Raw genomic sequence first — 24,369 nt, 5'->3', positions numbered from 1 at the left:
TGGTGAGTAATAACAAGTCTTTCTCAGTGGGAGTACAATCTCCGACTGAGATAAACGCTCCGCGAGGATGTGCAGTGATTCTGAGAAGAATATGTCAGCTTTCGCTGACCAGAATCACGCACCAAGTCTCACGTGCGTTCGACTTGAATTAATCAGATATTTTTCAGCAATCTCTTTTAATTTCTCCGGTGTCTTTTCATACCATGTGGCAAACACGGTGTTTTCCTGCTGAACGGTTTTTCCAACTTCCATGAGAAAGTCCGGGATATCGCTTTCTTTGATCATGCCCCAGGATTCACCAAATGCCTCCTGCCCCTGTCTGTCACAGCCGTTCACATGAAGCGTAAATACCGGCTCTGTCACACCGTCTATTCTCTTTACTCCGCCGTGGAAACCGATCTTTCCAATCTGATGTGTCCCACAGGATGAAGTACATCCGGAAATATGGATCTGCGGCAGTACACCGTCCACAAAATCATATTCTTTTGCTGTCTCAACCAGTTTTCTTAAAAGTCCCTGGGAATCACGCACACCAACCTGGCAGATCGTTGCTCCGATACAGGATACGGAACTTTCGAATAAAGTTTCTGCTCCGTCATCCGTAGCTGCAAGCACTTTTTCTGCTTCTTTTGCCGTCAGGTTGATGATATAGACTGTCTCATCCGGTGAAATGCGGATTTCTGCATCCGATACATCTTTGATGCTTTCATAGATCTCGCCAAATTTTGACACTTTCGGCACACCGCCGATCGGATGATATTTTACTGCATACAGTCCCGGCTGTTTCTGTGCCACGATTCGTTTGTTTTCTGTCTGAAGTTCACCGTCGGCTGCTTTTTCTGTACCGGAAACAGCAAGGTTCAGATCCAGTTTTTCATTTTTCTTTACTTCTTCGAGTTTCTCCAGAAATGCCTTCACATAGCCTTCGCTTCCCAGTTTTTCCTGCATATAACGTGTTCTGGCTTTTCCGCGGTTCTCATAGTTTCCGTATGCCAGGAAGGTATTGACCATCGCCTGCACATAATACAGGATCTGTGACGGCTCTACGTTTTCTGCCACTTTCACACCCATGCGTGGATTGTTGCCCAGTCCGCCCGCACTATATACGGTAAATGTTCCGTCCTCTGCTGCTACAAATCCAAGATCACGAAAGGTCGCATGTGTCACATTGGCCGGAGAATTGGAAAATCCGACTTTCAGTTTTCGCGGCATGGTCACTTTATCTGCGTTTTTCAGAAGATAATCAGACACAGCCTCTGCATACGGCAGTACGTCAAAATATTCTCCCATTTCTACGCCGGAAAGCGGAGAGCACATCACATTTCGCGGGAAATCTCCGCCGCCGCCTTTTGTGATGATACCGACATCCACTGCTTTTTCCATGATGTCACAGACACTGTCTTTGTCCAGATCATGCAGCTGCACTGCCTGGCAAGTCGTAAAATGTGCTTTGTCCACATGATACTGTTCTACCATCTCTGCGATAAATTTCAGTTTTTCTTTTGTCAGTCTTCCGCCCGGCATACGCAGACGCAGCATGCTTGCCTCGCCGCCTTTCTGGGCATAGCTTCCGTATCCTCCGGAAAATCCTTTGTATTCTTTCACGCTTACTTCTTTCGCATAAAATTTTTCTGTCATCTCCCGGAATTTCGGAAGAGATGCTCTCCATTCCTGAATCAGCTGTTCCATATCAGTTCTCCTCATATTATTTATTCTTTTGTTTTAAACAAATGATGTCATAAAGATACTCCTGAGCAGATTTTCACTCCTGCCACCGCTTAGTGCTCCGTGCAGTTGAAGCGGGGGAATGCTTCTCTGCGGTAAAGTTATACAAATTGCTTTTTGCAGAGTAAGACACTCAATTTTACATCACGCTTTCTTTATACCATAATTTCAGTATGTTTCATATGTATTATTTGAAATTCTTTTAAATTTCTCCGAAAATCATCGGACGTTTCGGTGGTTGCGTCTCGGAAAACCGGTATGCACGCAGGAATCTCTCTTCTGCCTGCCCGGCTTTTTCCTGATCATTTGCATGCAGAACCGCCAGTGTCTCACCTTTTTCGACATAATCTCCGACTTTCTTTTTCAGCTCCAGTCCTACCGAAAGGTCGATCACACTGTCTTTTGTCTCTCTTCCGCCTCCAAGAAGCAGGGAGCAGACTCCGATTTCATCACACTGGATATGAGAAATATAGCCGCTCTTCGGCGATGGTACTGCAATCTGCATAGAGGCTGCAGGCAGTTTCTCCGGATGAGAAACTTCTTCTCCTGTGCCGCCCTGTGCTTTGACAAATGCTTCCAGTTTTCTAAGTGCATCTCCATTCTGGATGGACTGCCGCAGCATTTTTTCTGCGGAAGCGACATCCTCTGCCTTTTTGCCGGCGATCAGCATCCGGCTTCCGAGTGCCAGAACCAGCTCCGTGAAATCTTCCGGGCCGCTGCCGTTCAAAGTTGCGATCGCTTCCTTTACTTCCAGAGCATTTCCGATTGCATAACCAAGCGGCTGATCCATATCGGTGATCAGTGCATGCATCTGACGCCCTGCATTTTTGCCGATCGTCACCATCTCTTCTGCCAGAGCAAACGCATCTTCTTCGCTTTTCATAAAAGCTCCGCTTCCGGTCTTGACATCCAGAACAATCGCATCGGCACCGGCAGCCAGTTTCTTGCTCATGATCGAGCTGGCGATCAGTGAAAGATTGTCCACGGTCGCCGTCACATCCCGCAGGGCATAGAGTTTTTTGTCAGCCGGAGCCAGATCTGCCGTCTGTCCCATGATCGAAATGCCGATCGTGTTGACATTCTTTATAAACGTTTCAACCGGGATTGCCGTTGAAAATCCGGAAAAGCTCTCCAGCTTGTCGATCGTGCCACCGGTATGCCCAAGGCCTCTGCCGCTCATTTTCGCTACCGGAATTCCGCAGGAAGCTACAAGCGGAACAAGTGCCAGCGATGTCTTGTCCCCAACACCTCCTGTCGAATGCTTGTCAACTTTAATCCCATGGATTGCCGAAAGATCCAGCCGCTCTCCGCTGTCCGCCATGGCAAGCGTCAGATTTAAGGTTTCCTGTTCATTCATCCCTCGAAAATAAATCGCCATCATCAGTGCTGACATCTGATAATCTGGGATTTCCCCATTTGTATAACTTCGGATCATCCAGTCAATTTCTTCTTTTGCTAATCTTTCCCCATCTCGCTTTTTCCTGATCAGATCATACATTCTCATAATAAAACCCCCAATCCGCAGAAAAAATCTGATATCCTGCACCTCTGCTGTCCGCCGGAAGCTGTATCAGACCAAACGCACAAAACGCCGGCTTTCGCCAGCGTTTTGCTTACTTAGTTAAAATATACCATTTCATCTGCCGGCGGTTCGCACGGTTCTACCTTGCTTGCATACAGCACAGGACCTTTTCCGCGATAAAACTTATCGTATTCAAATGCTACCCTTGCAGTGACCATAACCCACTGTCCATGTTTCAGCTGCGGAGCGATCGGACTCTTACAGATGTAGCCGATCATCTGCATATCATCTGCACAGCAAGTCATCGCTTTTCTTCCCGGCACAAAATAAGGTGCCTCTTTGTTTTTGCTCTTCATGGCACGAGCCTTGAACTTCACCGTTTTCCCCACGTATTTGTCCGGATGGTCATCCATATCCACATAGAAGATACCGTAATCCACATCTTCTATTTCGATAATCGGAGCATCCATATCGTACGGCGTGTTTTCCTCAAACAGGTCGATCAGTTCACCATCCTCATCCTCAAAGCTGATATCACAGGAAGGATTGACAACCTTGATGCCTCTTCGATAATTGGTCAGCGGATCACTTGATTTACAGCGATTGAAGATCACCATATCTGCATTCTGCACCATCTCTGAGAACAGAGACTGCATATTTGCACGGTAGATCTGATAGCTGCTGCCGTCTACGATCACGATCTCCTGAGAAATGCCCCATCCAAGCGGCAGTTTCATCGCACGCAGTTTGTTGACACCCCAGAGCGGATTGTACTCAAGCAGCACTCGCTCCGGATGATATTTGCGATGCAGAACACGGAGGTTCTCAAATGTAAAATCCTCCGGCTCTTCGATCTTCTCGACAACCGTGTTGTATTTCAGAAGTTCTTTCTCGTCGTACTCCTCCTCACCCTCTTCGCAGGTGATCAGAAGTGTTGTTCCTTCTATTTGAAAGTAATCCTGTTTCGCAGTAAAATCCAGAAAAGAAGTTTTGCCGCTCTCCAGGACACCGGTCACAAGATAAACCGGTGTTGAAATATTAAAATCACTCATCTTTTTTTACCTTGTTCCTTATTTCGCAAACCACAGCTGCTCTAATTTTGCTTCATCCAGTTTGGAACCGATCACGCAGATACGTCCTGTGTATTCTGCACTTCCCTCACGGATATCCACTTCTTCCGGAACCATGTCAAAATAAGTCCAGACACCGTCTTCGCTCTCCAGCATACCTTTTGCACGCAGGATCATTCCGTAAGAATCGTCTTCTGACAGAGTTTTCAGAATCTTTTCAATCTCTTCACGGCTGTATTTACGGACGGTTTCCTTACCCCAGCTTGTAAATACCTCATCTGCGTGATGATGGTGATGATGATGTCCATCGTGGTCATGGTCATGGCAGCCACAGGTGCAGCCCTCTCCATGGTCATGGTGATGATCATGACCCTCGTGGTTATGATGATGTTCATGATCGTGATGATGCTCATGCTCTTCGTGATCGTGATCATGGCAGCCGCAGGTGCAGCCCTCTCCATGGTCATGGTGATGCTCATGATCGTCGTGGTCATGATCCTCTTCTACATGAGAAAGGTCGATCTTCATTCCTTCGATCGTGTCCAGGATCTTCTGTCCACCCAGATCTTCCACCGGTGTTGTGATGATCGTAGCATCCGGATTCAGTTCACGGATCAGTTCGATGGCAGCTTCGATTTTTTCCGGTGTTGCCTTCTTTGTATCGGTACGGCTCAGGATGATCGTGCCGGCTGCTTCTACCTGATTCTTGAAGAATTCACCAAAGTTCTTCAGATACATTTTGCATTTCAGAACATCGACAACCGTAACGGCACTGTTCAGTTTCACTTCTCCGTCTGCTTCCAGATGCAGATTTTCAACTGCATGGATAACGTCAGAAAGTTTGCCGACACCTGACGGCTCGATCACGATGCGATCCGGGTGATATTTCTCTACCACTTCTTTCAAAGCAGTTCCGAAATCTCCTACCAGAGAGCAGCAGATACAGCCGGAATTCATTTCTTTGATCTCGATTCCTGCATCTTTCAAAAATCCACCGTCAATACCGATCTCGCCGAATTCATTCTCAATCAATACCACCTGCTGTCCTTTAAATGCATCCTGTAACAGTTTTTTGATCAGGGTCGTTTTACCTGCACCCAAAAAACCGGAAATAATATCAATCTTTACCATAATAACTTCTACATCTCCTTTATCCATTTCTTCCATCCAGCGGACGACATTCTGCCCCGATTATACAACCTGATTTTGATTCTGTAAAGCAGACACCAGATTTGTCAGGCATTCAGAATGGCATTTATTTTCTCATCTTTTTCTTCTTTTGTGATAATGCCCATCTCGAACTGCTGCTCGATTTTTTTGATCTCTTCAAAATTTTCTACTTTTTTCCTGGCAATATTCAGCTTCTGCTCATATTCTTCCTTAGAAATAATTTCCATGGCAAGTGCTTTGTCGAGAACGCCTTTTTCCTGTTCAAAAGACTCTTCCGCTTTTGTCTTTTCACGAAGAAGTGTATTCTGTTTTGCTCTCTTCTCTACTTCCGCCAGCTGATTTTCCAGCTCCTTTTTCTTTGCCTGATCCTGTTTGATGATCGTCAGGAAATCAGAAACATCAAACACCGGCTCTTCGTCCTCATCAGATTCTTCTGCAACTTTATCTTCTGCCGGCTCTTCGGATACTTCTTTTTCTTCGTCGATCGTTTCTGCTGTATCTTCTGCTTTCACTTCATCGATGGTTTCATCAGCTGCTTCTTCTTTTGCTTCATCGACCGTTTCAGCTGCTGCTTCTGCCTTTACTTCGTCAATTGCTTCTTCCTTCACTTCATCGATCACTTCTGAAGATTCTGTTGCTTCGGCTGCTTCATTTTCTGCTGTTTCCGGTTCTGCATCATCCATATCTGCTACAAATTCTGCATATTTCTTTCCGATCTGCAGATACTGTGCATCCATTTCTTTCTCTAATTCACGGATCTGTCTTTTCAGACCGGTGATCTCCATTGTATCCTGTACACTTGTCTCAACAACTGTTTTTACATTGTTTGCTGATGCGGCAATGTTTTCTCCCACATCCTGTACCTTTTTTAAAGCTTTGTCAAAAAATCCCATGATATCAACCCCTGTCTTATTGTGTGTAAATGCACATCGATTCTGCTAAGTAAATATCATCCAAACCGACCAGAATCGCATGCCAAGTCTCGCATACGTTCGACTTGATTTTAGAGTTCTATGTCTAATATAACACACCCGAATCATTCTAACAAGTCCAAAGGCGTACACCGGAGAAAAAAGCACAGCCAATTTTTGATTCCTGAACTCAACACAAATTACGGTCAACAAGTGGGACTTCTCTTTTGTGCAAACTGCACGAAAAAAAGCACCGTCCCCGATGCTCTCTACTTGTCATCCAAAACAGTGCTTTTATAGTGCGCGATCAGGGGTTCGAACCCTGGACACCCTGATTAAGAGTTTTCGTTTTTTTCCATTTCTTTTCGCACTCGTGAGTATGATATTTCTCTCTCTCTTTGCATTTCTTCCAGATAATATTGTCTAATATCTTCGTCCGCATTACTTGTCTTTAGTTTAACTGTCCTCTTTGTGCCGTCTTTCTCTGTAATCTCTATCGCTTTGAAAGTTTCCATAATATCGCCCGGTTGACAATCAAGGAATAAACATATTTTGTCAATGATATCTGTTTTTACAGTTTCGCCTTTAGAGAGTTTTGCGATTGTTGGTGCTGATATAATTTGTTGCAAGTCTTTTTTCTTTAAACCTCTTCTGTTGAGCAAATCAAATAATTTATAGTATTTTATCATATTTTCACCTCGACTTTTAATAGTTAGTTTCTCTTATTTTCAGTATATATTGAAAAAAATTAGCTGTCAAATAAAAAAAATTAGTATTTGTTTATTTTTCTATTGACTTCACTTTGTTTGTTTGCTATATTTTACTTAGCGAACGTTTATTATTTAAAAGCAAAAGTTTATTTAAAGTGAGGTGTTGTTTTTATGAGTAGAATAAATGCAGATATGAAAATATGGCTTTTTGACCTTGCACATGGCAACTTAAATGATTCTACTGTTTTATCTGGTTTTGTTAAGTATTATGTTTTGCATGATATGAATGTACATGATGTTGTGCGTGATATTGTGTTTAATACATCTTATGGTGATGAAGGTGTGGTAAGAGCACGTGAAACTCTTGTTTCTATTTTAAATAAACTTTCACTTGCTCAAAATATAGAAATTTTGCCATAAAGTATATTTCATTATTTGGTACATTATGGCAAGTGTCAAGGATGCCGTAGGCACTTGCTTGTCCTTGACATGGTTCGCAAATAAAACACTGCTGATAGCCAGTAAGAACGGCGTAGCCGTCCCTTACTGGGTTGTTTATAGGATGAAATTGGGAGGTTAAGAAAAATGATGCTGTTTGTTCGAAAACGTATGGCTGGAAATTTACAAGCCTTAAGACAGATGCGTGAGTTGTCGGTTGCTGATCTGGCGAGCCGTTCGGGGTTGTCGGTTGACACTCTTCTGGCTCTGGAGTCCGGTAGCGTGACTGTTCCATTTACGTTCGAATTGCTTTTGTTGCTTTGCGTGGTGCTTGATGTTGAACCGAATGATTTTTTTGAGGGATTGTATTGTTGAATAGCAAAGATTCGATGATATTGAAGTCTGGTAGGTGTGTGGGCGAGGTGTCCGCAGTGCGGACTCCGCACATCACACCAGAGACAGCGAAGCTGTCTCCTTATACTTGACAGTAGCAACACTTCTCAACCTTTTTTGTAAATTCACTGTACATTGCTACGTCTCCAGTGTGTGCGTTGATGGGGTGATGGGTTCCCTTCTCCGCACAAGCTGGGAGCGTGGCAGTGCCAGCGAAGCGGCACGCAAGCGTAGCAAAATAAATGTGTTCAGCCCCCATTTACTAACAGGGGGGCACCAAATTCAATGATGGAGGAACAAACTTTATGAAATCTCACGAAGAATATAATGATAAACTTATGATAAAAATTGACTGGCTCTCTTTCACTGTCCAGAAGTCTATGACTCCTAAAGGCGTTATAGAATACTTTGGCATGGATATAGAAGAATTTAAGGAAGAAGTACGTGGCTTAAACGGTTACCGCAAGCAGTATACACACCGTGTAAACGGAAACAATGGACTCATTCGCGTTTTATATGACGGACAAATGGGTATGGGTGTGCATGTTGACGTTTCCGGCTCTGCTATCCATCATTTCTTTGAAGCCTTTGAAAACAAACTTACTTGTGATACGCCTTTTGGTGAGAAAGCACTCCAGCTTCCTGAGGATTTTGATTTTCAAAACAAAGAAAATATTGTTGTGCTTCTTCTGGCTTATATTCGCCGTATCGCAAAGTTTACCCGTATCGACGTGGCTCTCGATGATTTTGCATCTTTCTTCACCTTGGGAGAAATAAATGCTTTAGTTGAAAATAAACAGATGGTCACAAAATTTCGTACATATAAGCGTGTTGTTGAGTCCAGCGTTTCTGATTCTACTATTAAGGGTGAGACGATCTATGTAGGCAGTAATAAAAGCGATGCCTTTATTCGTATCTATAACAAAGCATTGGAGCAAAAAATGGATGATATGGATTGGATTCGCTGGGAAATCCAGTTGCGTAACTCTCGTTCAGAAGCTTTTGTTGATATGCTTTTGTCAGATGAACTTAAGCCTGTTCCGTTTGCTTCTGCTGCTGTTTCTCTGTTGGCTGGCTTTCTTCGCTTCATTGAATTGGATAATGCAAACCGTTCTCGCTGTTCTACCTGTAAAAAATGGCTGGAGTTTATCGCTTCAGCTTCTGCACTCCGCTTATCTGTACCTAAAAAAGAAGCTTCCATTGACACAAAGCTGGAATGGATACAAAGACAGGTCATGCCTACGCTTGCCGGTCTGATCTATGCTTATGATGGAGATTTTGAAAAAATCATGGGCGATTTTACTATGCAATTCTATAGAAACTCTTATGAAGCACAAAAAATGTTTAAAGAAGCTTACAAGCGTTTAATGGAGATCACCGAAAAGGATAGTGAAGAAAATGGACAATATGGAAACGGCATTGAATAAATTTCTGCTTTCGAAAAAGCTGGCTGGTTTAACAGAACAATCTCTTACTCATTATAGCGAGATTAACCGTTCTTTTGCTTCTGACTGCCTTTCTGAGCCTGTTTCTGCCATTACAGTAGAATACTATCAAACTTACTTTCTAAGTCTCTACGATCGGCACTTATCAAAAGCAACCGTGTCAACTTATATCAGACATATCAAAATTTTCTTGAAATGGTTAGAGGTTGAATACAATCTTGATTTACAGACAAAGAAAATTAAAGTCCCGAAAAGTCCGAAGAAAAATCCGCATATCTATACAAACACGGAACTGCAACAAATCTTTGCACTTATACACAAGGACGATTCTTGGCTTTCATTAAGAAACTGTGCGATTGTATCACTCATGTTAGATAGTGGCTTGCGACAAAACGAAGCCTGTCTTTTGAAAACCTGTGATGTGGATATGTCCCGACAAGTCTTGAAAGTGTTTGGAAAAGGTGAAAAAGAGCGGTTTGTGCCATTAGGGAATATGAGTCGGCAGTTTCTCCAAGAATATTTTGCAAAATGTCCGTATCATAAGAAATATGTATTTTGTTCGAAAGATGGTTCGCAGATCACAAGAAACGCTGTCAAACTGTTTATGAACAAATTGGCGGCACAGTTGCCCTTTGAGTTCGGCTCTCACAGATTAAGGCACAATTTTGCCACAAACTTCTTAATAGATCAGTACAACGAAAAAGGTAGTATGGATATATACGCACTTCTTACGATTCTCGGTCACGAAGATGTCAAAACCACCGAACGTTATTTACATATCGCCAATCAAGTCATTTACAGTACATCCCACATATCTCATTTAGATAAAGTAATGGGATTTTGAAACGTTGTAAGGTTTCTATGCTGATACGCAAGAAACAAAGAAGCGGGCGGAACGCCCAAACATAAAGCCTGTGAAACTTTTCGGCAGAATCCACAACTTGCAAGTCCCCTGCTCACCCTGATCGGCGTGAAGTGGGACTTCTCTTTTGTGCAAACTGCACGAAAAAAAGCACCGTCCCCGATGCTCTCTACTTGTCATCCAAAACAGTGCTTTTATAGTGCGCGATCAGGGGTTCGAACCCTGGACACCCTGATTAAGAGTCAGGTGCTCTGCCAGCTGAGCTAATCGCGCATATCTTGTGTTGCGTTACCTTGAACGCAAGACATATTATAATATATGGTTTTACAAATTGCAAGCTTTTTTTTAAGTTTTTTTATAGTTTTTTTAAGAAAGAACACTTGAACTAATTTTCCGTGCCTTTTATAATTAGAAGTAACTCGTTTTTTAAACATTTTATAAGGGGGATGCCCATGAATCTGGAGAAACAAAACAAATCGGATGATGACATCAAGAAAAATAAATTTACGGCCAATAACCGGTATTTTACAATCTGTATTTATACGATGTTTGTCATCTTTTTCGGTGCGATCATCATCAATCTGATCACATCCTGGAACACGACACTGAAAAATATTGAAAAAGGTCTGGCGGTTCTGATGCCGTTTATCATCGGTGCTCTGATTGCCTACATACTGAACCCGGCAGTTGCCCGCTTTTACAAGCTGTTCCGTGATAAATGTAAGATTAAAAGTGATGCTCTTTGTAAGATCCTGGCGATCATCACTGCTTATGTTCTTGTGATCGGCATCATTGTGATCGTACTTTTCGGTGTTATCCCGCAGATTATCACCAGTTTGACGGATCTGGTCAATTTTATTCCGACTGCGGCACAGCAGCTTTATCATTTCTTTGATACTTTAGAAGAGCGTTTCCCTTCGCTGGATACGGAAGTGCTGAGAAATACGATCAACAATGCGATCCCGAACTTTATCAACTATGCGAAGGATTTTGCCGCAAATATGATACCGGCACTGTATTCGATCTCCATGTCCATCCTTAAATGGGTGCTGAACCTCTTTATTGCGATCATGGTTTCCATTTATATGCTGGCAGACAAACGTCCTCTGGTCAATTCCTGCAAAGCAGTTGTTTATGCCTTTGTTCCGGTAAAATATATTCAGCTGATCCTGGAAGTTTCTGCAGAAGCCAATCGTCTGTTCAGCAGTTTTATCGTCGGAAAGGCGATCGACTCTACGATCATCGGAGTGCTCTGTTTTGTACTGATGCTGATCCTGAGACTTCCTTATGCCGTGCTGATCAGCGTAATCGTCGGAATCACAAACATGATCCCTTATTTTGGTCCATTCATCGGTGCCATTCCAAGTACGATCATCCTGCTTTTTATCAGTCCGCTCAAAGCCGTGATCTTTGTTGTCATGGTATTTGTATTACAGCAGTTTGACGGTCTGATCCTCGGACCGAAAATCCTCGGAGATTCTACCGGTCTGAAGCCGCTGTGGATCATCTTCGCCATCACGGTCGGCGGCAGTATTGCCGGGGTCCTTGGTATGTTCCTCGGTGTTCCGGCAGTCGCATTTATACGCTATCTGATCCAGCGTCTTATCAACCATCAGCTTCAAAAGCGTGACGAATCACTTCCGGAACATCTGCAGCCGTTTGAGTTTGATGGTACAAAGCACTGATGTAAAGTAAAAATCTGCTGGCTGCCTGCGGAAAATCGAAAACGTTCCGCATCAAAAAATAGTCCGAAACAACATAAGGCGTTTACACCGGAAATTCTCCGCTGTAAACGCCTTCTTTTTATTTTTTCTTTTTTTCATCCCCGATCAGGTGCTTTACTTCCTGAAAAGATTTCTGCATGGTCACCAGTTTCTTGTTCAGCTTTTTCTTTTCATAGACTGCCATGCCAATGCGATCACGAACATTCTGTCTTCGTGCCATTTTTCCTCCGGCCGGAACGGATATCCCGGCTTTTATTTTATTTCTATATAATATGACTCGAAAGCCCGAAGAGCATCTTTTTTTCAGATCAACCCGTTAAAATGAAATACATTTACCGGCTGATGATCATTTTATAGATTGGATTTCCCATACTTGAGAATTTTTCTTCGTACTCGGTCATCACGTTGCCTTCATTCATGTTTTCATCATGATGCAGGTCAAAGGTACAGCCGTCCAGGTTCCAGCCGGCGATCTCCCTTTGTTCCAGTGCAAAATCAAACAGTCCGCGATTATCGGTCTTGAATTCTACTTTGCCATCCGGCACAAGGATCTGGTCATAGCGTGCCAGAAATTCTTTTGACGGCAGTCTGCGTCTTGCATGGCGATCCTTCGGCCATGGATCCGAGAAATTCAGGTAGATCTTTGCCACTTCGTCTTTTGCAAAGATTTCCGGAAGTTCACTGGCATCGATACACAGATAGAGCAGATTCGGCAGGGCTTCTTCTGTCGGAAGCTGCTCTCTTTTCTGTACGGCACGCAGAAGAACGCTCGTATAACGTTCGATTCCGATGTAGTTGATCTGTGGGTTTCTCTTTGCCATCTCAGTGATAAACTGCCCTTTTCCCATCCCAACTTCGATATGGATCGGATTTTCATTTCCAAATACTGTATTCCATTTTCCTTTTTTATCTGCCGGTTCCTTGATTACCCAGTCACAGTTTCTGATCACTTCATCCGCTCCCGGTATATTTCTTAAACGCATTTATTTTCCTCCAATTTTATGTTTGTGCAAGCACATCGTGCTTTCAGGCTTTTGACCCTGGCATTTATGACATTGAGATTTGTCAGTAACTGATGCCATACGGATTGTTCCGTACTGCGTACTCTCACAAGCAAGCTTGCATCGTCTTTTTTACCTTTTGGCCCTGGCATCATATAAATTTTATATACTAGGTATCACTGACTTTCTTCTGAGTTATACCCATGTATTCTATCATATCCATTCTAATTGTGCAAAACAACCATAAAATTTTTTTATTTTTTTGAGAATTTTGCATATGGAAATCAAGTGGAAATCGTGTATAATGTAAGCTGTCAGACGGAGTGAAAAAAGGACTACCTATTATAATAGGTACCTGTGAACATGATTTTACGGTTGTCTGGCAATAATCATATAAAAGCAGAAGTGTCAGGGCAATAAACTTCTGCAGTTTTTTTGTGGGCTGGGCTGTGCTTTTGCATATGTTCAGCTTGAATTTCAAAGCTGCAACTATACTATACTAAAGGAGGGATGCACATGGATCTCGTCATCAAGCGTCTGTCTTCAATCGAAGAGGCCTCAGCCGGTATCATTGAGGCTGCCGAGAACGAAAAGAAGGCACTGGAACAGCAGATGCGTGAACGTATTCAGGCATTTGATGAAGAGGCTGAGAAAGCTACGCAGGAGAAGCTTGATCAGATTCGTTCCAGCTTAAATGAAGAAATGCAAAAAAGTCTTGCCGATCTGCAGAAAGCAACTGAAGATTCAATTCAGGCAATCGAAAATGATTACAATCAGAATCATGAAAAGCTTGCTGCCGGATTGATCGCAAAAATGATCGAGGAGTAAAATTATGGGAAATCTGTTAGCCTACAGCGGTACAGCGACCAAGATTCGCGGTATGCGAAGGAAGCTTCTGACCGCTAAAGATTTTCAGCATCTCGCCTCTTTGACATCCGTTTCCGATGCCATCGGATTTCTGAAAACAAAGTCCGCCTATGCTGGTATTTTCGCAAATTCCAACGAAAATTCCCTGCACCGCGGAGAGATCGAGAAAATGCTCACAAACGCAATCTACACGGATTTCCAGAGTATCTACCGTTTCGCAACCATACATCAGCGTAAAATCCTGGATCTGTACTTCCGCAGATACGAGATCGGACTTCTGAAAACCTGTATGCGAATGGTATTTGACCACAGAGATGTTGAATTGAATTTCGATATTTTCAAAGATTTCTTTGAAAAACACTCGGACATCAATTTGACCGCTCTTTCCAACTGTAAAACTCTGGATGAGTTTGTAAGCCTTCTGAAAGGAAGCATCTACTATCGTCCTTTATCTCTTCTCTCCGGTCTGTCCGAACCTACTTTGTGGGATTACGAGATGGCACTTGACCTGTGCTATTTCAAATGGTTCTGGGACAGCCGCAAAAAGGTTCTGACTCGTGACGAAGAAAGAATCTTTATGGACGATTACGGTGTCAAAATGGATTTGCTGAACATACGTTGGATTTATCGTTCCAAGCATTTTTACAACATGAGCAATGCGGACGTCTATGCACATCTGATCGGTATCCAATACCGTCTTCAGACCTCTCAGATCAAAGAGATGGTCGAAGCTGCAACTACAGATGAACTGACCGCAGCCATCAGAAATACTTACTACGGACGACATTTCCCGGAGGAAGCAAAACTTTCACTGGACGATGCCTATTATCAGATCCGTTATCGTGTTCAGCGTAAGAACGCAAAGGAGGATCCATTCTCCATTGCAGTTATCATTTCATATCTCTATGAGAAAGAACATGAGGTTGACGACCTCACAACCACGCTTGAGTGCATCCGATACGGTCTTCCGACCAGTGAGACGCAAAAATATATTTCAAATCTGAAAAGGGGGTGTAATCGTTGATTGAGAAAATGAAATTTCTGAGCGTTACCGGTCCGAAAGAAGACATCGACCGTGTGGTGAATGACTATTTATCCAAATACGAAATTCATCTGGAAAATGCTCTTTCCGAGCTTAAGACTGTCAAGTCTCTTCGTCCTTATATTGAGATCAATCCTTATAAAGACAAGCTTACAAAAGCAGAAGAATTCGCTTCCATGCTCGGTACGGATAAAAATCAGGAAAACCCAACCGGCACTATTTCGATTGAAGAAGCTTCTGAGACTCTCGCAACTCTGGAAAGCAAATTTTCTGATATTTATACAAGAACCAATGCTCTGGAAGCAAAGAAGGAAGATCTGAAAGCTTCTTATGAACGTTTAAGACCGTTCCTTGGATTCGATTTTGATATTCACAGCGTACTGCAGTTTAAGTTTATCAAATATCGTTTCGGTAAGATCACACGCGATTACTACAAAAAACTGGAGCACTATGTCTACGAAAATCTGGACACCGTGTTCTATCGCTGCAGCGAAGATGAGCAGTATGTATGGGGTGTTTACTTTGTGCCGGCGGGCAGAGCCGGACAGATCGATGCCGTATTTTCTTCCCTGCACTTTGAACGCATCCACCTTCCGGATGAATACGAAGGTATTCCACAGGAAGTCGGTACAAAACTTCAGTCTGATATCCATGATCTTGATGTCCAGCTTCAGGAGTGCCGTGAAGAAAGTGCGAAACTGCTCAACGAGTACAAAAACAAAGTCCTGCTTTGCAGAGACAAATTCCGTTCACTCACTTCAAACTTTGATGTGCGTAAACTTGCAGCCTGCACAAAAGAAGGTAAACAGGTCTTCTACATTCTGTGTGGCTGGATGACGGAAAGCGATGCCGCTCGTTTTGAAAAAGACGTAGCCGATGACAAGAATCTGTTCTGTCTGATCGAAAGCAATGAAGATCAGGATAAAGACAGCACACTGACACCGCCTACCAAATTGAAAAACCCTGGTATCTTCCGTCCGTTTGAATTATTCGTTCGTATGTACGGTCTTCCGTCTTACAACGAGATCGACCCGACCATCTTCGTAGCACTGACCTATTCCTTTATTTTCGGTGCCATGTTCGGTGATGTCGGTCAGGGACTCTGCTTGGTGATCGGCGGTGCCCTGCTCTACCATTTCAAAAAAATGGAACTCGCAGCATGCTTAAGCAGTGCCGGAGTCTTCTCTACGATCTTCGGTTTCCTGTTCGGCAGTTTCTTCGGTTTTGAGGATGTCATACCTGCACTCTGGATGCATCCGAAGGATGCAATGACAACGCTTCCGTTTATCGGTACTATGAACACCGCTTTCGTTGTTGCCATCGCATTTGGTATGTTCCTGATCCTGACAACGATGGTTCTGCATATTATCAATGCAGTCCGCAGAAAAGATGCTGAGAACATCTTCTTTGATACAAACGGTATCGCCGGTTTTGTATTCTACGGTGCGATCGTTGCAGTCGTTTTCTTATTTATGACAGGTCATGCCATCCCGGCAGCCGGTGTTCTGGTGGTTATGTTCCTCATTCCGCTGATCCTGATCGGCTTCAAAGAGCCGCTCGGTAAACTGGTCGAGAAAAAAGCAGATGCTATGCCAAAAGAAAAAGGCATGTTCCTTGTAACTGCATTTTTCGAACTGTTTGATGTATTACTGAGCTACTTCTCCAACACGCTGTCTTTCGTGCGTATCGGTGCTTTCGCCGTCAGCCACGCAGCTATGATGGAAGTAGTCCTGATGCTTGCCGGAGCCGAATCCGGAAACATCAACTGGATCGTTATCGTACTTGGTAACGTTTTTGTATGTGCAATGGAGGGTCTGATCGTTGGTATCCAGGTACTTCGTCTGGAATACTACGAAATGTTCAGCCGTTTCTATAAAGGCGAAGGACATCCATTCACACCATTTGTTAAAAAATCCGTTGATTAACATTTAAAAGCAAAATAACGGAAATAAAATATTTTATATTTGTGAGTTCATAATCACACACGATTAAGGAGGAAATTACTATGTCAACTATTACAAAATTCATTTTTATCGCAGCACTGCTTCTGAGCATCGTCGTACCAACCGCAGCATTTCTGATCGGTGAAAAGAACCGTGGACGCTTCAAAACCACACTTGGCATCAACTGCTTCCTCTTCTTTGGAACCATGGCTCTTGCCGTTATCATGATCTTCACAGGCGACGGTTCTGTAGCACTGGCAGCTGATACTGCTTCTGCATCTGCAAGCGGTCTGGCAGCTGGTATGGGTTATCTGGCAGCTGCACTGGTAACCGGTCTTTCCTGCATCGGTGGTGGTATCGCCGTTGCAAACGCAGCAAGTTCTGCTCTGGGTGCTATCAGTGAAGACGGAAGCATCTTTGGTAAATCCATGATCTTCGTAGCCATGGCCGAAGGTATCGCTCTGTACGGTCTGATCATCTCCTTCATGATCCTTGGTAAACTTTAATTTCCTGTTCGCATATCAGGAGGCAATTAATTTATGAAAATGTTCTTAATCAGTGATAACGTCGATACTCTGACCGGCATGCGTCTGGCAGGCGTAGAAGGCTGTATCGTGCACGAACGTGCGGAACTTCGTAAAGCACTGGAAGATGCAATTGCCAATAAAGAAAACGGTATTATTCTCCTGACCGAAAAATTCGGTCGGGAGTTTCCGGATATTATTGATGATGTCCGCTTAAACCGCCGTCTTCCACTTCTTATCGAAATCCCTGACCGCCACGGTACCGGCCGCAAACCGGACTTTATCACTTCCTATGTAAGCGAAGCAATCGGAATAAAATTATAAAGAAGGTGAGATATTTTGACTACGGAAGAAAAGCTTAAATATTTTGAAGAATCTTCTCTGGAAGAGGCCAGAAAACAGGCTTCTGCCATGATCGAAGAATATAAAGTAAATCTGGACAAGGTAGAAAAAGAACACAAAGCAACCACACTTCGCCAGTCTGATTTACAGTTAAAAACAGAAAGCGACAATCTGAAGAGAAATAACAATATGGCTCTTTCCAAAGAGCAGCTTCAGATCAAGCGTAAGATCACACAGAAACAGAATGAACTGAAAGAAAAGCTTTTTGTCGAAGTAAAACAGCAGCTTGAAGATTACATGACTACTTCAACATATCAGCAGCTGCTGATCAAACAGATCAAAAACATTCAGAAAGAGGCTGGTTCCGGAAAACTGATCCTTTACATTGACCCTGCAGACTCCGACAAACGTTCCAGTCTCCAGGCCGCAACCGGAGCTCCTATTACCGTTTCTGAATATTCCTTTATGGGCGGCACAAGAGCCGTTCTTCAGGATCGCAACATCCTGATCGACAATTCTTTCGCTTCCAAACTGGAAAAGTTAAAAGCAGACTTCTCATTTAACGGAGGTGCTACAAATGCATAAAACAGGTACTATTTACGGCATTAACGGTCCTGTTATTTACCTGAAAGGCAACACAGGATTTCAGATGGCTGAAATGGTCTACGTCGGAAAAGAACGTCTGGTAGGCGAAGTTATCCGTCTGACAAACGATATCACGACCATTCAGGTCTTCGAGGAAACCACAGGACTTCGTCCTGGTGACCCGGTAGAAGCTACCGGCGATGCTATTTCCGTAACACTTGGCCCTGGTATCCTCAACAATATTTTTGACGGTATCGAGCGTCCGTTAAGTGAGATTGCAAAATCCTCCGGTAAATACATCAGCCGTGGTGTCAGCGTTGATTCTCTGGATACGGAGAAAAAATGGCAAACACATATCACCGTAAAACCGGGTGAATTTGTTTCCGGCGGCACGATCATCGCAGAAGTTCAGGAAACACAGGCAATCGTCCACAAATCCATGGTTCCTCCGAACATTTCCGGTACTGTGCTGGAAGTTGCAATGGATGGAGAATACACGATCAACGAACCGATCGTAACCGTTCAGCTTGCAAACGGAAAAGAAGAAAAACTGACACTGGCCCAGAAATGGCCGATCCGTGTTCCGCGTCCGACTGCTGCAAGATTCGCAGCAAGCAAACCGCTGATCACCGGACAGCGTATCCTCGATACTCTGTTCCCGATCGCCAAAGGTGGTACTGCTGCTATCCCTGGCGGTTTCGGTACCGGAAAAACCATGACACAGCATCAGATCGCCAAATGGTCCAACGCCGACATCATCATCTACATCGGCTGCGGTGAGCGTGGTAACGAGATGACACAGGTTCTGGAAGAGTTCTCTGAACTGGTTGACCCAAGAAGCGGCAAACCTCTGATGGACCGTACTACTCTGATCGCCAATACTTCCAACATGCCGGTAGCTGCCCGTGAGGCTTCTATCTATACCGGTATCACACTGGCTGAGTATTACCGCGATATGGGTTACGACGTTGCGATCATGGCAGACTCCACTTCCCGTTGGGCTGAGGCACTTCGAGAGCTGTCCGGACGTCTGGAAGAAATGCCTGCAGAGGAAGGTTTCCCTGCTTACCTGGCATCCCGCCTTTCCGCTTTCTACGAGCGTGCCGGCATGATGCAGACCTTAAACGGCTCCGAAGGAAGTGTTTCCATCATCGGTGCGGTTTCCCCTCAGGGCGGTGACTTCTCCGAACCGGTCACACAGAATACCAAACGTTTCGTACGCTGCTTCTGGGGACTGGATAAATCCCTGGCATATGCAAGACATTTCCCGGCTATCCACTGGCTGACCAGTTACAGTGAATATGTAAATGACCTGGCACCATGGTACCGTGACAATGCCGACAAGAATTTCGTAGACGAACGAAATCAGCTGATGGCGATCCTGAACCAGGAAAGCAACCTGATGGAGATCGTAAAACTGATTGGTAGTGATGTACTTCCGGATGACCAGAAACTGACACTGGAGATCGCCAGAGTCATCCGTCTGGGATTCCTTCAGCAGAATGCATTCCACAAAGACGATACCTGTGTTCCGATCCGCAAACAGTTCCTGATGATGGACCTGATCCTGTATCTGAATACAAAGGCAAAAGCCCTGGTTACCATGGGTATGCCGATGTCCATTTTGAAAGAAAGCAACATTTTTGACCGCATCATTTCCGTGAAATACGATGTTCCAAATGACCGTCTGGATATGTTCGATGACTACCGCAAAGAAGTCGATCATTTCTATGACGAAGTACTTGAAAAGAACGCTTAGGAGGAAAAGAAATGTCAATAGAATATTTAGGCCTGAACGAGATCAACGGCCCTCTGGTCGTTCTGGAAGGCGTGCAGAATGCCTCCTTTGAAGAAATCGTAGAGATCGTTGTGGATAACAACGAAAAGAAACTCGGTCGTATCGTAGAGCTCTACGAAGACAAAGCCGTTATCCAGGTATTTGAGGGAAATGAAGGTATGTCCCTTAAAAATACCCACACAAAGCTGACCGGACATCCGATGGAGCTTGCCGTATCACTGGACATCCTCGGCCGTACCTTCAATGGTATCGGACAGCCGATCGATGGTCTGGGTGATATCTATCCGGAAGCACACATCAATGTAAACGGTCTGCCGCTGAACCCGGTTACCCGTGAATATCCGCGTAACTACATTCGTACCGGTATTTCCGCGATCGATGGTCTGACCACTCTGATCCGCGGACAGAAGCTTCCGATTTTCTCCGGAAATGGTCTGCCACATGACCGTCTGGCAGCTCAGATCGTAAAACAGGCTTCTCTGGGTGATAATTCCGATGAGAAATTTGCGATCGTTTTCGCAGCTATGGGTGTTAAATATGACGTAGCAGAATTCTTCCGCAAGACTTTCGAAGAAAGCGGTGTTTCTGACCACGTAGTTATGTACCTGAACCTGGCAAACGACCCGGTTGTAGAGCGTCTGATCACACCAAAGGTTGCCCTCACCGCAGCAGAGTATCTGGCATTTGAAAAAGGCATGCACATCCTGGTTATCTTAACCGATATGACATCCTTTGCAGAGGCCATGCGTGAGGTTTCTTCCTCAAAAGGTGAGATTCCTTCCCGTAAAGGTTATCCTGGATACCTCTACAGTGAACTGGCTACAATCTACGAACGTGCCGGTATCGTAGAAGGCGTCGAAGGTTCTGTAACACAGATCCCGATCCTGACTATGCCGAATGATGATATCACACACCCGATCCCTGACCTGACCGGTTACATCACCGAAGGTCAGATCGTACTGGATCGTCAGCTGCACGGACAGGCAATCTACCCGCCAATCAACGTACTGCCTTCTCTGTCCCGTCTGATGAAGGACGGTATCGGTGCAGGTTACACAAGAGAAGATCATCAGGATGTTGCAAACCAGTTATTCTCCTGCTACGCAAAAGTTGGAGATGCAAGAGCCCTGGCATCCGTTATCGGTGAGGACGAACTTTCTCCTCTGGATAAAACCTATCTGAAATTCGGACAGGCATTCGAGCATACCTTTGTCGGACAGGGCGAGGACGAGAACCGTTCTATCGTTGAGACTCTTGATCTTGGCTGGAAACTTCTGCGTATGCTGCCAAGAGAAGAACTTGACCGTATCGATACGAAGATCCTGGATAAATATTATAACGAATAGAGGTGAGCCTATGGATCCGAATACCTTCCCTACGAAGGGCAATTTAATTCTGGCAAAAAACTCCCTCGCACTTGCCAAACAGGGCTATGTGCTGATGGACAAAAAAAGAAATATTCTGATCAGGGAACTTATGGGACTCATCCAGCAGGCCGAATCCATTCAGAAAGAAATTGATTCTACCTTCCGCATGGCTTATGCCGCACTGCAGATGGCAAACATCAAACTGGGCATCAGCCTTGTAGAAGAGATCTCCTACTCCGTACCGGTTGAGGATTCGATCCGCATCCGTACAAGAAGTATCATGGGTACGGAGATCCCTCTGGTAGAAGCTGATACCAGACCTGCTTTCCCGACTTACGCTTACTACAGTACAAACATTGCACTGGACCAGGCAAAAGCCTCATTTGAAAAAGTAAAGCAGCTTTCCATCAAGCTTTCCATGATCGAAAATTCAGCTTACCGGCTGGCAAACAATATCAAAAAAACCCAGAAGCGTGCCAACGCTCTGAAAAATATTACCATCCCACGTTATACCGTTCTTACAAAAGACATTCAGAATGCACTGGAAGAAAAAGAGCGTGAAGAATTCACCCGACTGAAAGTCATCAAAAGAATGCAGAGCAAGAAGGCTTAACAAGTGGATTTCCCGAACCTGGCGGACAATTTTTTGTCCCCTGGGTTCTGTCTTTTTTCTCCCACAGTTCTCTCATATTTCAGACGTAAAATCTTTATTCAGGCAGAACACACTTAAGACCCGGAATGTGATCCCGGTCAGATCTGCTGACATTTACCTGTCAGAATATGTGTTTTCTCTTGACTTTCTAAGCTAAATCCTGTAAAATTCTTATGTAATAATTTTGTAATATATTTAACATGATTTCAAAATCTTGATCTTCATGATTTTTAAAAGGAGCAATTTATGAAAAAGCAGATTATCGTTACCATGCTTTTAGCAGCAGCACTTGGCACAGTTAGTCCTTCTATGAAAGCGGAAGCAAAGTGGAAGGCAGATGCAAAAGGCCGCTGGTACACCATCAAGGCTGCACCGGGCTACGCTGTTGGCTGGAAGCAGATCGGTAAGTATACTTACTATTTTGAGAAAAACAAATACGCCGCAACCGGCTGGAAATTGATCGATAAAAAATGGTACTATTTTGATATAAAAGGCAGGCTGCTCGCCAATCGCTGGGTAGATGGATATTATCTTTCTGCTGACGGCTCCATGGCTGCAAGCACTGTCATTACCTCCGGGGATCAAAGTTACACGATTGATGCAAACGGAAACATTGTCCGGGATCCTTCTTCTGCAGACGGTTCTGACATCCTGATTCCCGGCGTGACGGAAAACAAAAATACCTGGGTAGAGAATGATGGTAAGTATTATTACTACAACTACAAAGGTAAACTTGCAAAAGGCTGGCTGCGTATCCGTGACAAAACTTATTATCTTAATACCGAAACTGGAGAACGTTACAGTGGCTGGCTCAAATACAACGGCAAATATTATTACTTTGATGCTGAAACCGGCCTGATGCTGAAAGGCTGGAACAAGATCGGCAACTATACATACTTCTTTAAAACAGACGGTTCTGCACCGAGAAAGTGGAAAAAGATCAAAGGCAAATATTATTACTTCGGTAAAAAAGGCCGTATGTACACCAACAGGATCATCAGCAAAAAGTATTATGTAAATGCCGCCGGTGAACGTACTTATGGTTTCGCTCAGATCGGTGCCGACACTTACTATTTCCATCCGACAACCGGAAAGATGATGACCGGCTGGGTACTGGTTGGCAGCAAATATTATTACTTTGATGCAAACGGTAAAATGGTCACCGATACCTGGATCGGCAAACGCTACCTGAAATCAAACGGTCAGATGGCAAAGAGCTGCTGGGTAGGTGCTTACTATATAAACAAAAAGGGAAATCGTACCAAAAAGACACGTTCTACCGGAATCTGGACACAGAAAGGCAAAACCTACTTCCTGAATTCCAATTACCAGAAGGCAAAAAGCCAGTGGGTCGTTTCTGCAAGCGGCAGATATTATTATACAGATGAGAACGGCATTGTCCTCACCAACCAGTGGGTAGGCAATTATTATGTAGGAGAAACTGGTGCAAGAGTCACAAACCAGAAACTGCAGATTGATGATAAGACTTACTATTTTACTTCCGACGGAAGCAAAGCAACCGGTATTGTTACCCTGAACGGCAAAACCTATTTATTTGACCGTAACGGAGTCATGGTTACAGGATGGTATAACAACAGCGTCGCAACGTTCTATTTTCTTCCGACGACCGGTGAAATGGTCAAGAGCCAGATCATGATCATTGACAACGTATTCTACTCTTTCGATGCAAATGGATATATGACTGACCAGAATGCTTCCGATTCCGACCTGACATTCGGTTCCAAAATTGCAGCTTATGCGACTCAGTTTATCGGAAATCCATATGTTTACGGCGGAACCAGCCTGACAAACGGTGCAGACTGCTCCGGTTTTACGCAGTCCGTCATGAGCCATTTTGGCATCAAGATCCCTCGTACCGCCGACCAGCAGGCAATCGGCTACGATGGCACAACAACCAAATATGCTACCGCAAAAATCATTTCCGTCAACAATATCCAGCCCGGAGATCTGGTATTTTATTACCAGCCAATCTCACACGTTGGGCTTTACATCGGAAACGGGCTGATTGTACACGCCTCTACAGAGGCAGCTTACCCGGTGGGCGGTATTAAGACCTCACCATTTGATTTTGCTACGATCCGTGCGATTGTACGCTACTGGTAAGCAAGTGCAGAGAGGTTTTAGAATGTGCAAATGAAGGCCATAGAAATGATTTTATAAAATATAACGCCATGATGATCCGAAAACAATCTCCTGACACGCTGCGTTTCCTGTTCGGTTCGCTCGCCGGTTAGCCGCCCTTCGCCTAAACTCGCCT

23 protein-coding genes and 1 tRNA gene are annotated in these 24,369 nt (G+C 44.1%); 15 read left to right on the top strand and 9 right to left on the bottom strand.

Translation table 11 applies throughout. From position 1 onward, the window contains the following. Positions 1 to 114: 114 nt before the first annotated feature. From LKD42_RS01570 to LKD42_RS15185, 6 genes are all read right to left on the bottom strand, one after another. Positions 115 to 1,689, bottom strand: coding sequence for a nitrite/sulfite reductase (locus LKD42_RS01570; RefSeq protein ID WP_248834600.1), 1,575 nt, complete (start codon positions 1,687 to 1,689; stop codon positions 115 to 117). Between the two features lie 238 nt (positions 1,690 to 1,927). Beyond that, complete coding sequence (locus tag LKD42_RS01565; protein ID WP_248834599.1) at positions 1,928 to 3,229, bottom strand: pyrimidine-nucleoside phosphorylase; 1,302 nt, start codon at positions 3,227 to 3,229, stop codon at positions 1,928 to 1,930. A 113-nt stretch (positions 3,230 to 3,342) separates the two neighbouring features. Continuing rightward, positions 3,343 to 4,299: a TIGR03943 family putative permease subunit gene (locus LKD42_RS01560; RefSeq protein WP_022118020.1), complete on the bottom strand. Its 957-nt coding sequence runs from the start codon at positions 4,297 to 4,299 to the stop codon at positions 3,343 to 3,345. Between the two features lie 18 nt (positions 4,300 to 4,317). Next, positions 4,318 to 5,448 (bottom strand): CobW family GTP-binding protein, encoded by a 1,131-nt coding sequence (locus tag LKD42_RS01555; RefSeq protein WP_248834659.1) that lies wholly within the window; start codon positions 5,446 to 5,448, stop codon positions 4,318 to 4,320. Between the two features lie 104 nt (positions 5,449 to 5,552). Further along, on the bottom strand, positions 5,553 to 6,380 hold the full coding sequence (locus LKD42_RS01550; protein WP_248834598.1) for a hypothetical protein: 828 nt from the start codon (positions 6,378 to 6,380) through the stop codon (positions 5,553 to 5,555). Between the two features lie 353 nt (positions 6,381 to 6,733). Continuing rightward, on the bottom strand, positions 6,734 to 7,087 hold the full coding sequence (locus tag LKD42_RS15185; RefSeq protein ID WP_147632469.1) for a helix-turn-helix domain-containing protein: 354 nt from the start codon (positions 7,085 to 7,087) through the stop codon (positions 6,734 to 6,736). 192 nt (positions 7,088 to 7,279) lie between these two features. Between LKD42_RS15185 and LKD42_RS01540 the strand changes: the two genes are divergently transcribed. The 4 genes from LKD42_RS01540 to LKD42_RS01525 all read left to right on the top strand — a co-directional run bounded on the left by LKD42_RS01540 (position 7,280) and on the right by LKD42_RS01525 (position 10,228). Continuing rightward, positions 7,280 to 7,528, top strand: coding sequence for a hypothetical protein (locus LKD42_RS01540; protein ID WP_147632468.1), 249 nt, complete (start codon positions 7,280 to 7,282; stop codon positions 7,526 to 7,528). Positions 7,529 to 7,693: 165 nt separating this feature from the next. Continuing rightward, a complete protein-coding gene (locus LKD42_RS01535) occupies positions 7,694 to 7,921 on the top strand; it encodes a helix-turn-helix domain-containing protein (protein ID WP_022118066.1) in 228 nt (75 codons plus the stop codon). Positions 7,922 to 8,244: 323 nt separating this feature from the next. Then, complete coding sequence (locus tag LKD42_RS01530) at positions 8,245 to 9,366, top strand: replication initiation factor domain-containing protein (protein WP_215659150.1); 1,122 nt, start codon at positions 8,245 to 8,247, stop codon at positions 9,364 to 9,366. Further along, positions 9,338 to 10,228 carry a tyrosine-type recombinase/integrase gene (locus LKD42_RS01525; protein ID WP_248834597.1) on the top strand — a complete coding sequence of 297 codons (891 nt, stop codon included), beginning with the start codon at positions 9,338 to 9,340 and terminating at the stop codon, positions 10,226 to 10,228. Before LKD42_RS01530 ends, LKD42_RS01525 begins: the two co-directional genes overlap by 29 nt. A 218-nt stretch (positions 10,229 to 10,446) precedes the next feature. On the opposite strand, the gene LKD42_RS01520 is transcribed toward LKD42_RS01525, so the two are convergent. Next, positions 10,447 to 10,519: transfer RNA gene (locus LKD42_RS01520), tRNA-Lys, on the bottom strand. Positions 10,520 to 10,698: 179 nt separating this feature from the next. Here LKD42_RS01520 and LKD42_RS01515 point away from each other — a divergent pair. Next, positions 10,699 to 11,931 (top strand): AI-2E family transporter, encoded by a 1,233-nt coding sequence (locus tag LKD42_RS01515; RefSeq protein WP_173867078.1) that lies wholly within the window; start codon positions 10,699 to 10,701, stop codon positions 11,929 to 11,931. 118 nt (positions 11,932 to 12,049) lie between these two features. Here LKD42_RS01515 and LKD42_RS01510 read toward each other — a convergent pair whose 3' ends face one another. Then, positions 12,050 to 12,190 (bottom strand): hypothetical protein, encoded by a 141-nt coding sequence (locus tag LKD42_RS01510; protein ID WP_022118016.1) that lies wholly within the window; start codon positions 12,188 to 12,190, stop codon positions 12,050 to 12,052. A 112-nt stretch (positions 12,191 to 12,302) separates the two neighbouring features. Next, positions 12,303 to 12,953, bottom strand: a complete 651-nt coding sequence (gene trmB, locus LKD42_RS01505; protein WP_147632464.1) for a tRNA (guanosine(46)-N7)-methyltransferase TrmB — start codon at positions 12,951 to 12,953, stop codon at positions 12,303 to 12,305. A gap of 534 nt (positions 12,954 to 13,487) precedes the next feature. On the opposite strand from trmB, the gene LKD42_RS01500 reads away from it, so the two are divergent. The 10 genes from LKD42_RS01500 (at position 13,488) to LKD42_RS01455 (ending at position 24,215) form a co-directional block, all read left to right on the top strand. Then, positions 13,488 to 13,799 (top strand): hypothetical protein, encoded by a 312-nt coding sequence (locus LKD42_RS01500; protein ID WP_022118316.1) that lies wholly within the window; start codon positions 13,488 to 13,490, stop codon positions 13,797 to 13,799. A gap of 4 nt (positions 13,800 to 13,803) precedes the next feature. Beyond that, positions 13,804 to 14,862, top strand: a complete 1,059-nt coding sequence (locus tag LKD42_RS01495; protein WP_022118315.1) for a V0D/AC39 family V-type ATPase subunit — start codon at positions 13,804 to 13,806, stop codon at positions 14,860 to 14,862. Continuing rightward, a complete protein-coding gene (locus LKD42_RS01490; RefSeq protein ID WP_022118314.1) occupies positions 14,859 to 16,805 on the top strand; it encodes a V-type ATP synthase subunit I in 1,947 nt (648 codons plus the stop codon). The genes LKD42_RS01495 and LKD42_RS01490 overlap by 4 nt, the downstream gene beginning before the upstream one ends. Before the next feature lie 80 nt (positions 16,806 to 16,885). Next, positions 16,886 to 17,329, top strand: coding sequence for an ATP synthase subunit C (locus LKD42_RS01485; protein ID WP_022118313.1), 444 nt, complete (start codon positions 16,886 to 16,888; stop codon positions 17,327 to 17,329). Between the two features lie 33 nt (positions 17,330 to 17,362). Further along, positions 17,363 to 17,671 (top strand): V-type ATP synthase subunit F, encoded by a 309-nt coding sequence (locus tag LKD42_RS01480; RefSeq protein ID WP_022118312.1) that lies wholly within the window; start codon positions 17,363 to 17,365, stop codon positions 17,669 to 17,671. Between the two features lie 15 nt (positions 17,672 to 17,686). Continuing rightward, positions 17,687 to 18,274 carry a V-type ATP synthase subunit E gene (locus tag LKD42_RS01475; protein ID WP_248834596.1) on the top strand — a complete coding sequence of 196 codons (588 nt, stop codon included), beginning with the start codon at positions 17,687 to 17,689 and terminating at the stop codon, positions 18,272 to 18,274. Beyond that, on the top strand, positions 18,267 to 20,033 hold the full coding sequence (locus tag LKD42_RS01470) for a V-type ATP synthase subunit A (protein ID WP_248834595.1): 1,767 nt from the start codon (positions 18,267 to 18,269) through the stop codon (positions 20,031 to 20,033). Before LKD42_RS01475 ends, LKD42_RS01470 begins: the two co-directional genes overlap by 8 nt. A gap of 11 nt (positions 20,034 to 20,044) precedes the next feature. After that, positions 20,045 to 21,418 carry a V-type ATP synthase subunit B gene (locus LKD42_RS01465; RefSeq protein ID WP_022118309.1) on the top strand — a complete coding sequence of 458 codons (1,374 nt, stop codon included), beginning with the start codon at positions 20,045 to 20,047 and terminating at the stop codon, positions 21,416 to 21,418. A gap of 10 nt (positions 21,419 to 21,428) precedes the next feature. Next, positions 21,429 to 22,052, top strand: a complete 624-nt coding sequence (locus tag LKD42_RS01460; protein ID WP_022118308.1) for a V-type ATP synthase subunit D — start codon at positions 21,429 to 21,431, stop codon at positions 22,050 to 22,052. 285 nt (positions 22,053 to 22,337) lie between these two features. Beyond that, entirely contained in the window at positions 22,338 to 24,215 is a 1,878-nt protein-coding gene (locus LKD42_RS01455) for an NlpC/P60 family protein (RefSeq protein WP_248834594.1), read from the top strand. The last annotated feature ends 154 nt before the right edge of the window (positions 24,216 to 24,369 follow it).

Origin of the sequence: Hominisplanchenecus faecis (genome assembly GCF_020687205.1) — a bacterium.
Taxonomy (GTDB): domain Bacteria; phylum Bacillota; class Clostridia; order Lachnospirales; family Lachnospiraceae; genus Hominisplanchenecus; species Hominisplanchenecus faecis.
Note: the sequence above shows the minus strand (reverse complement) of the source record. Positions and strands in the feature narration are given on the sequence as shown.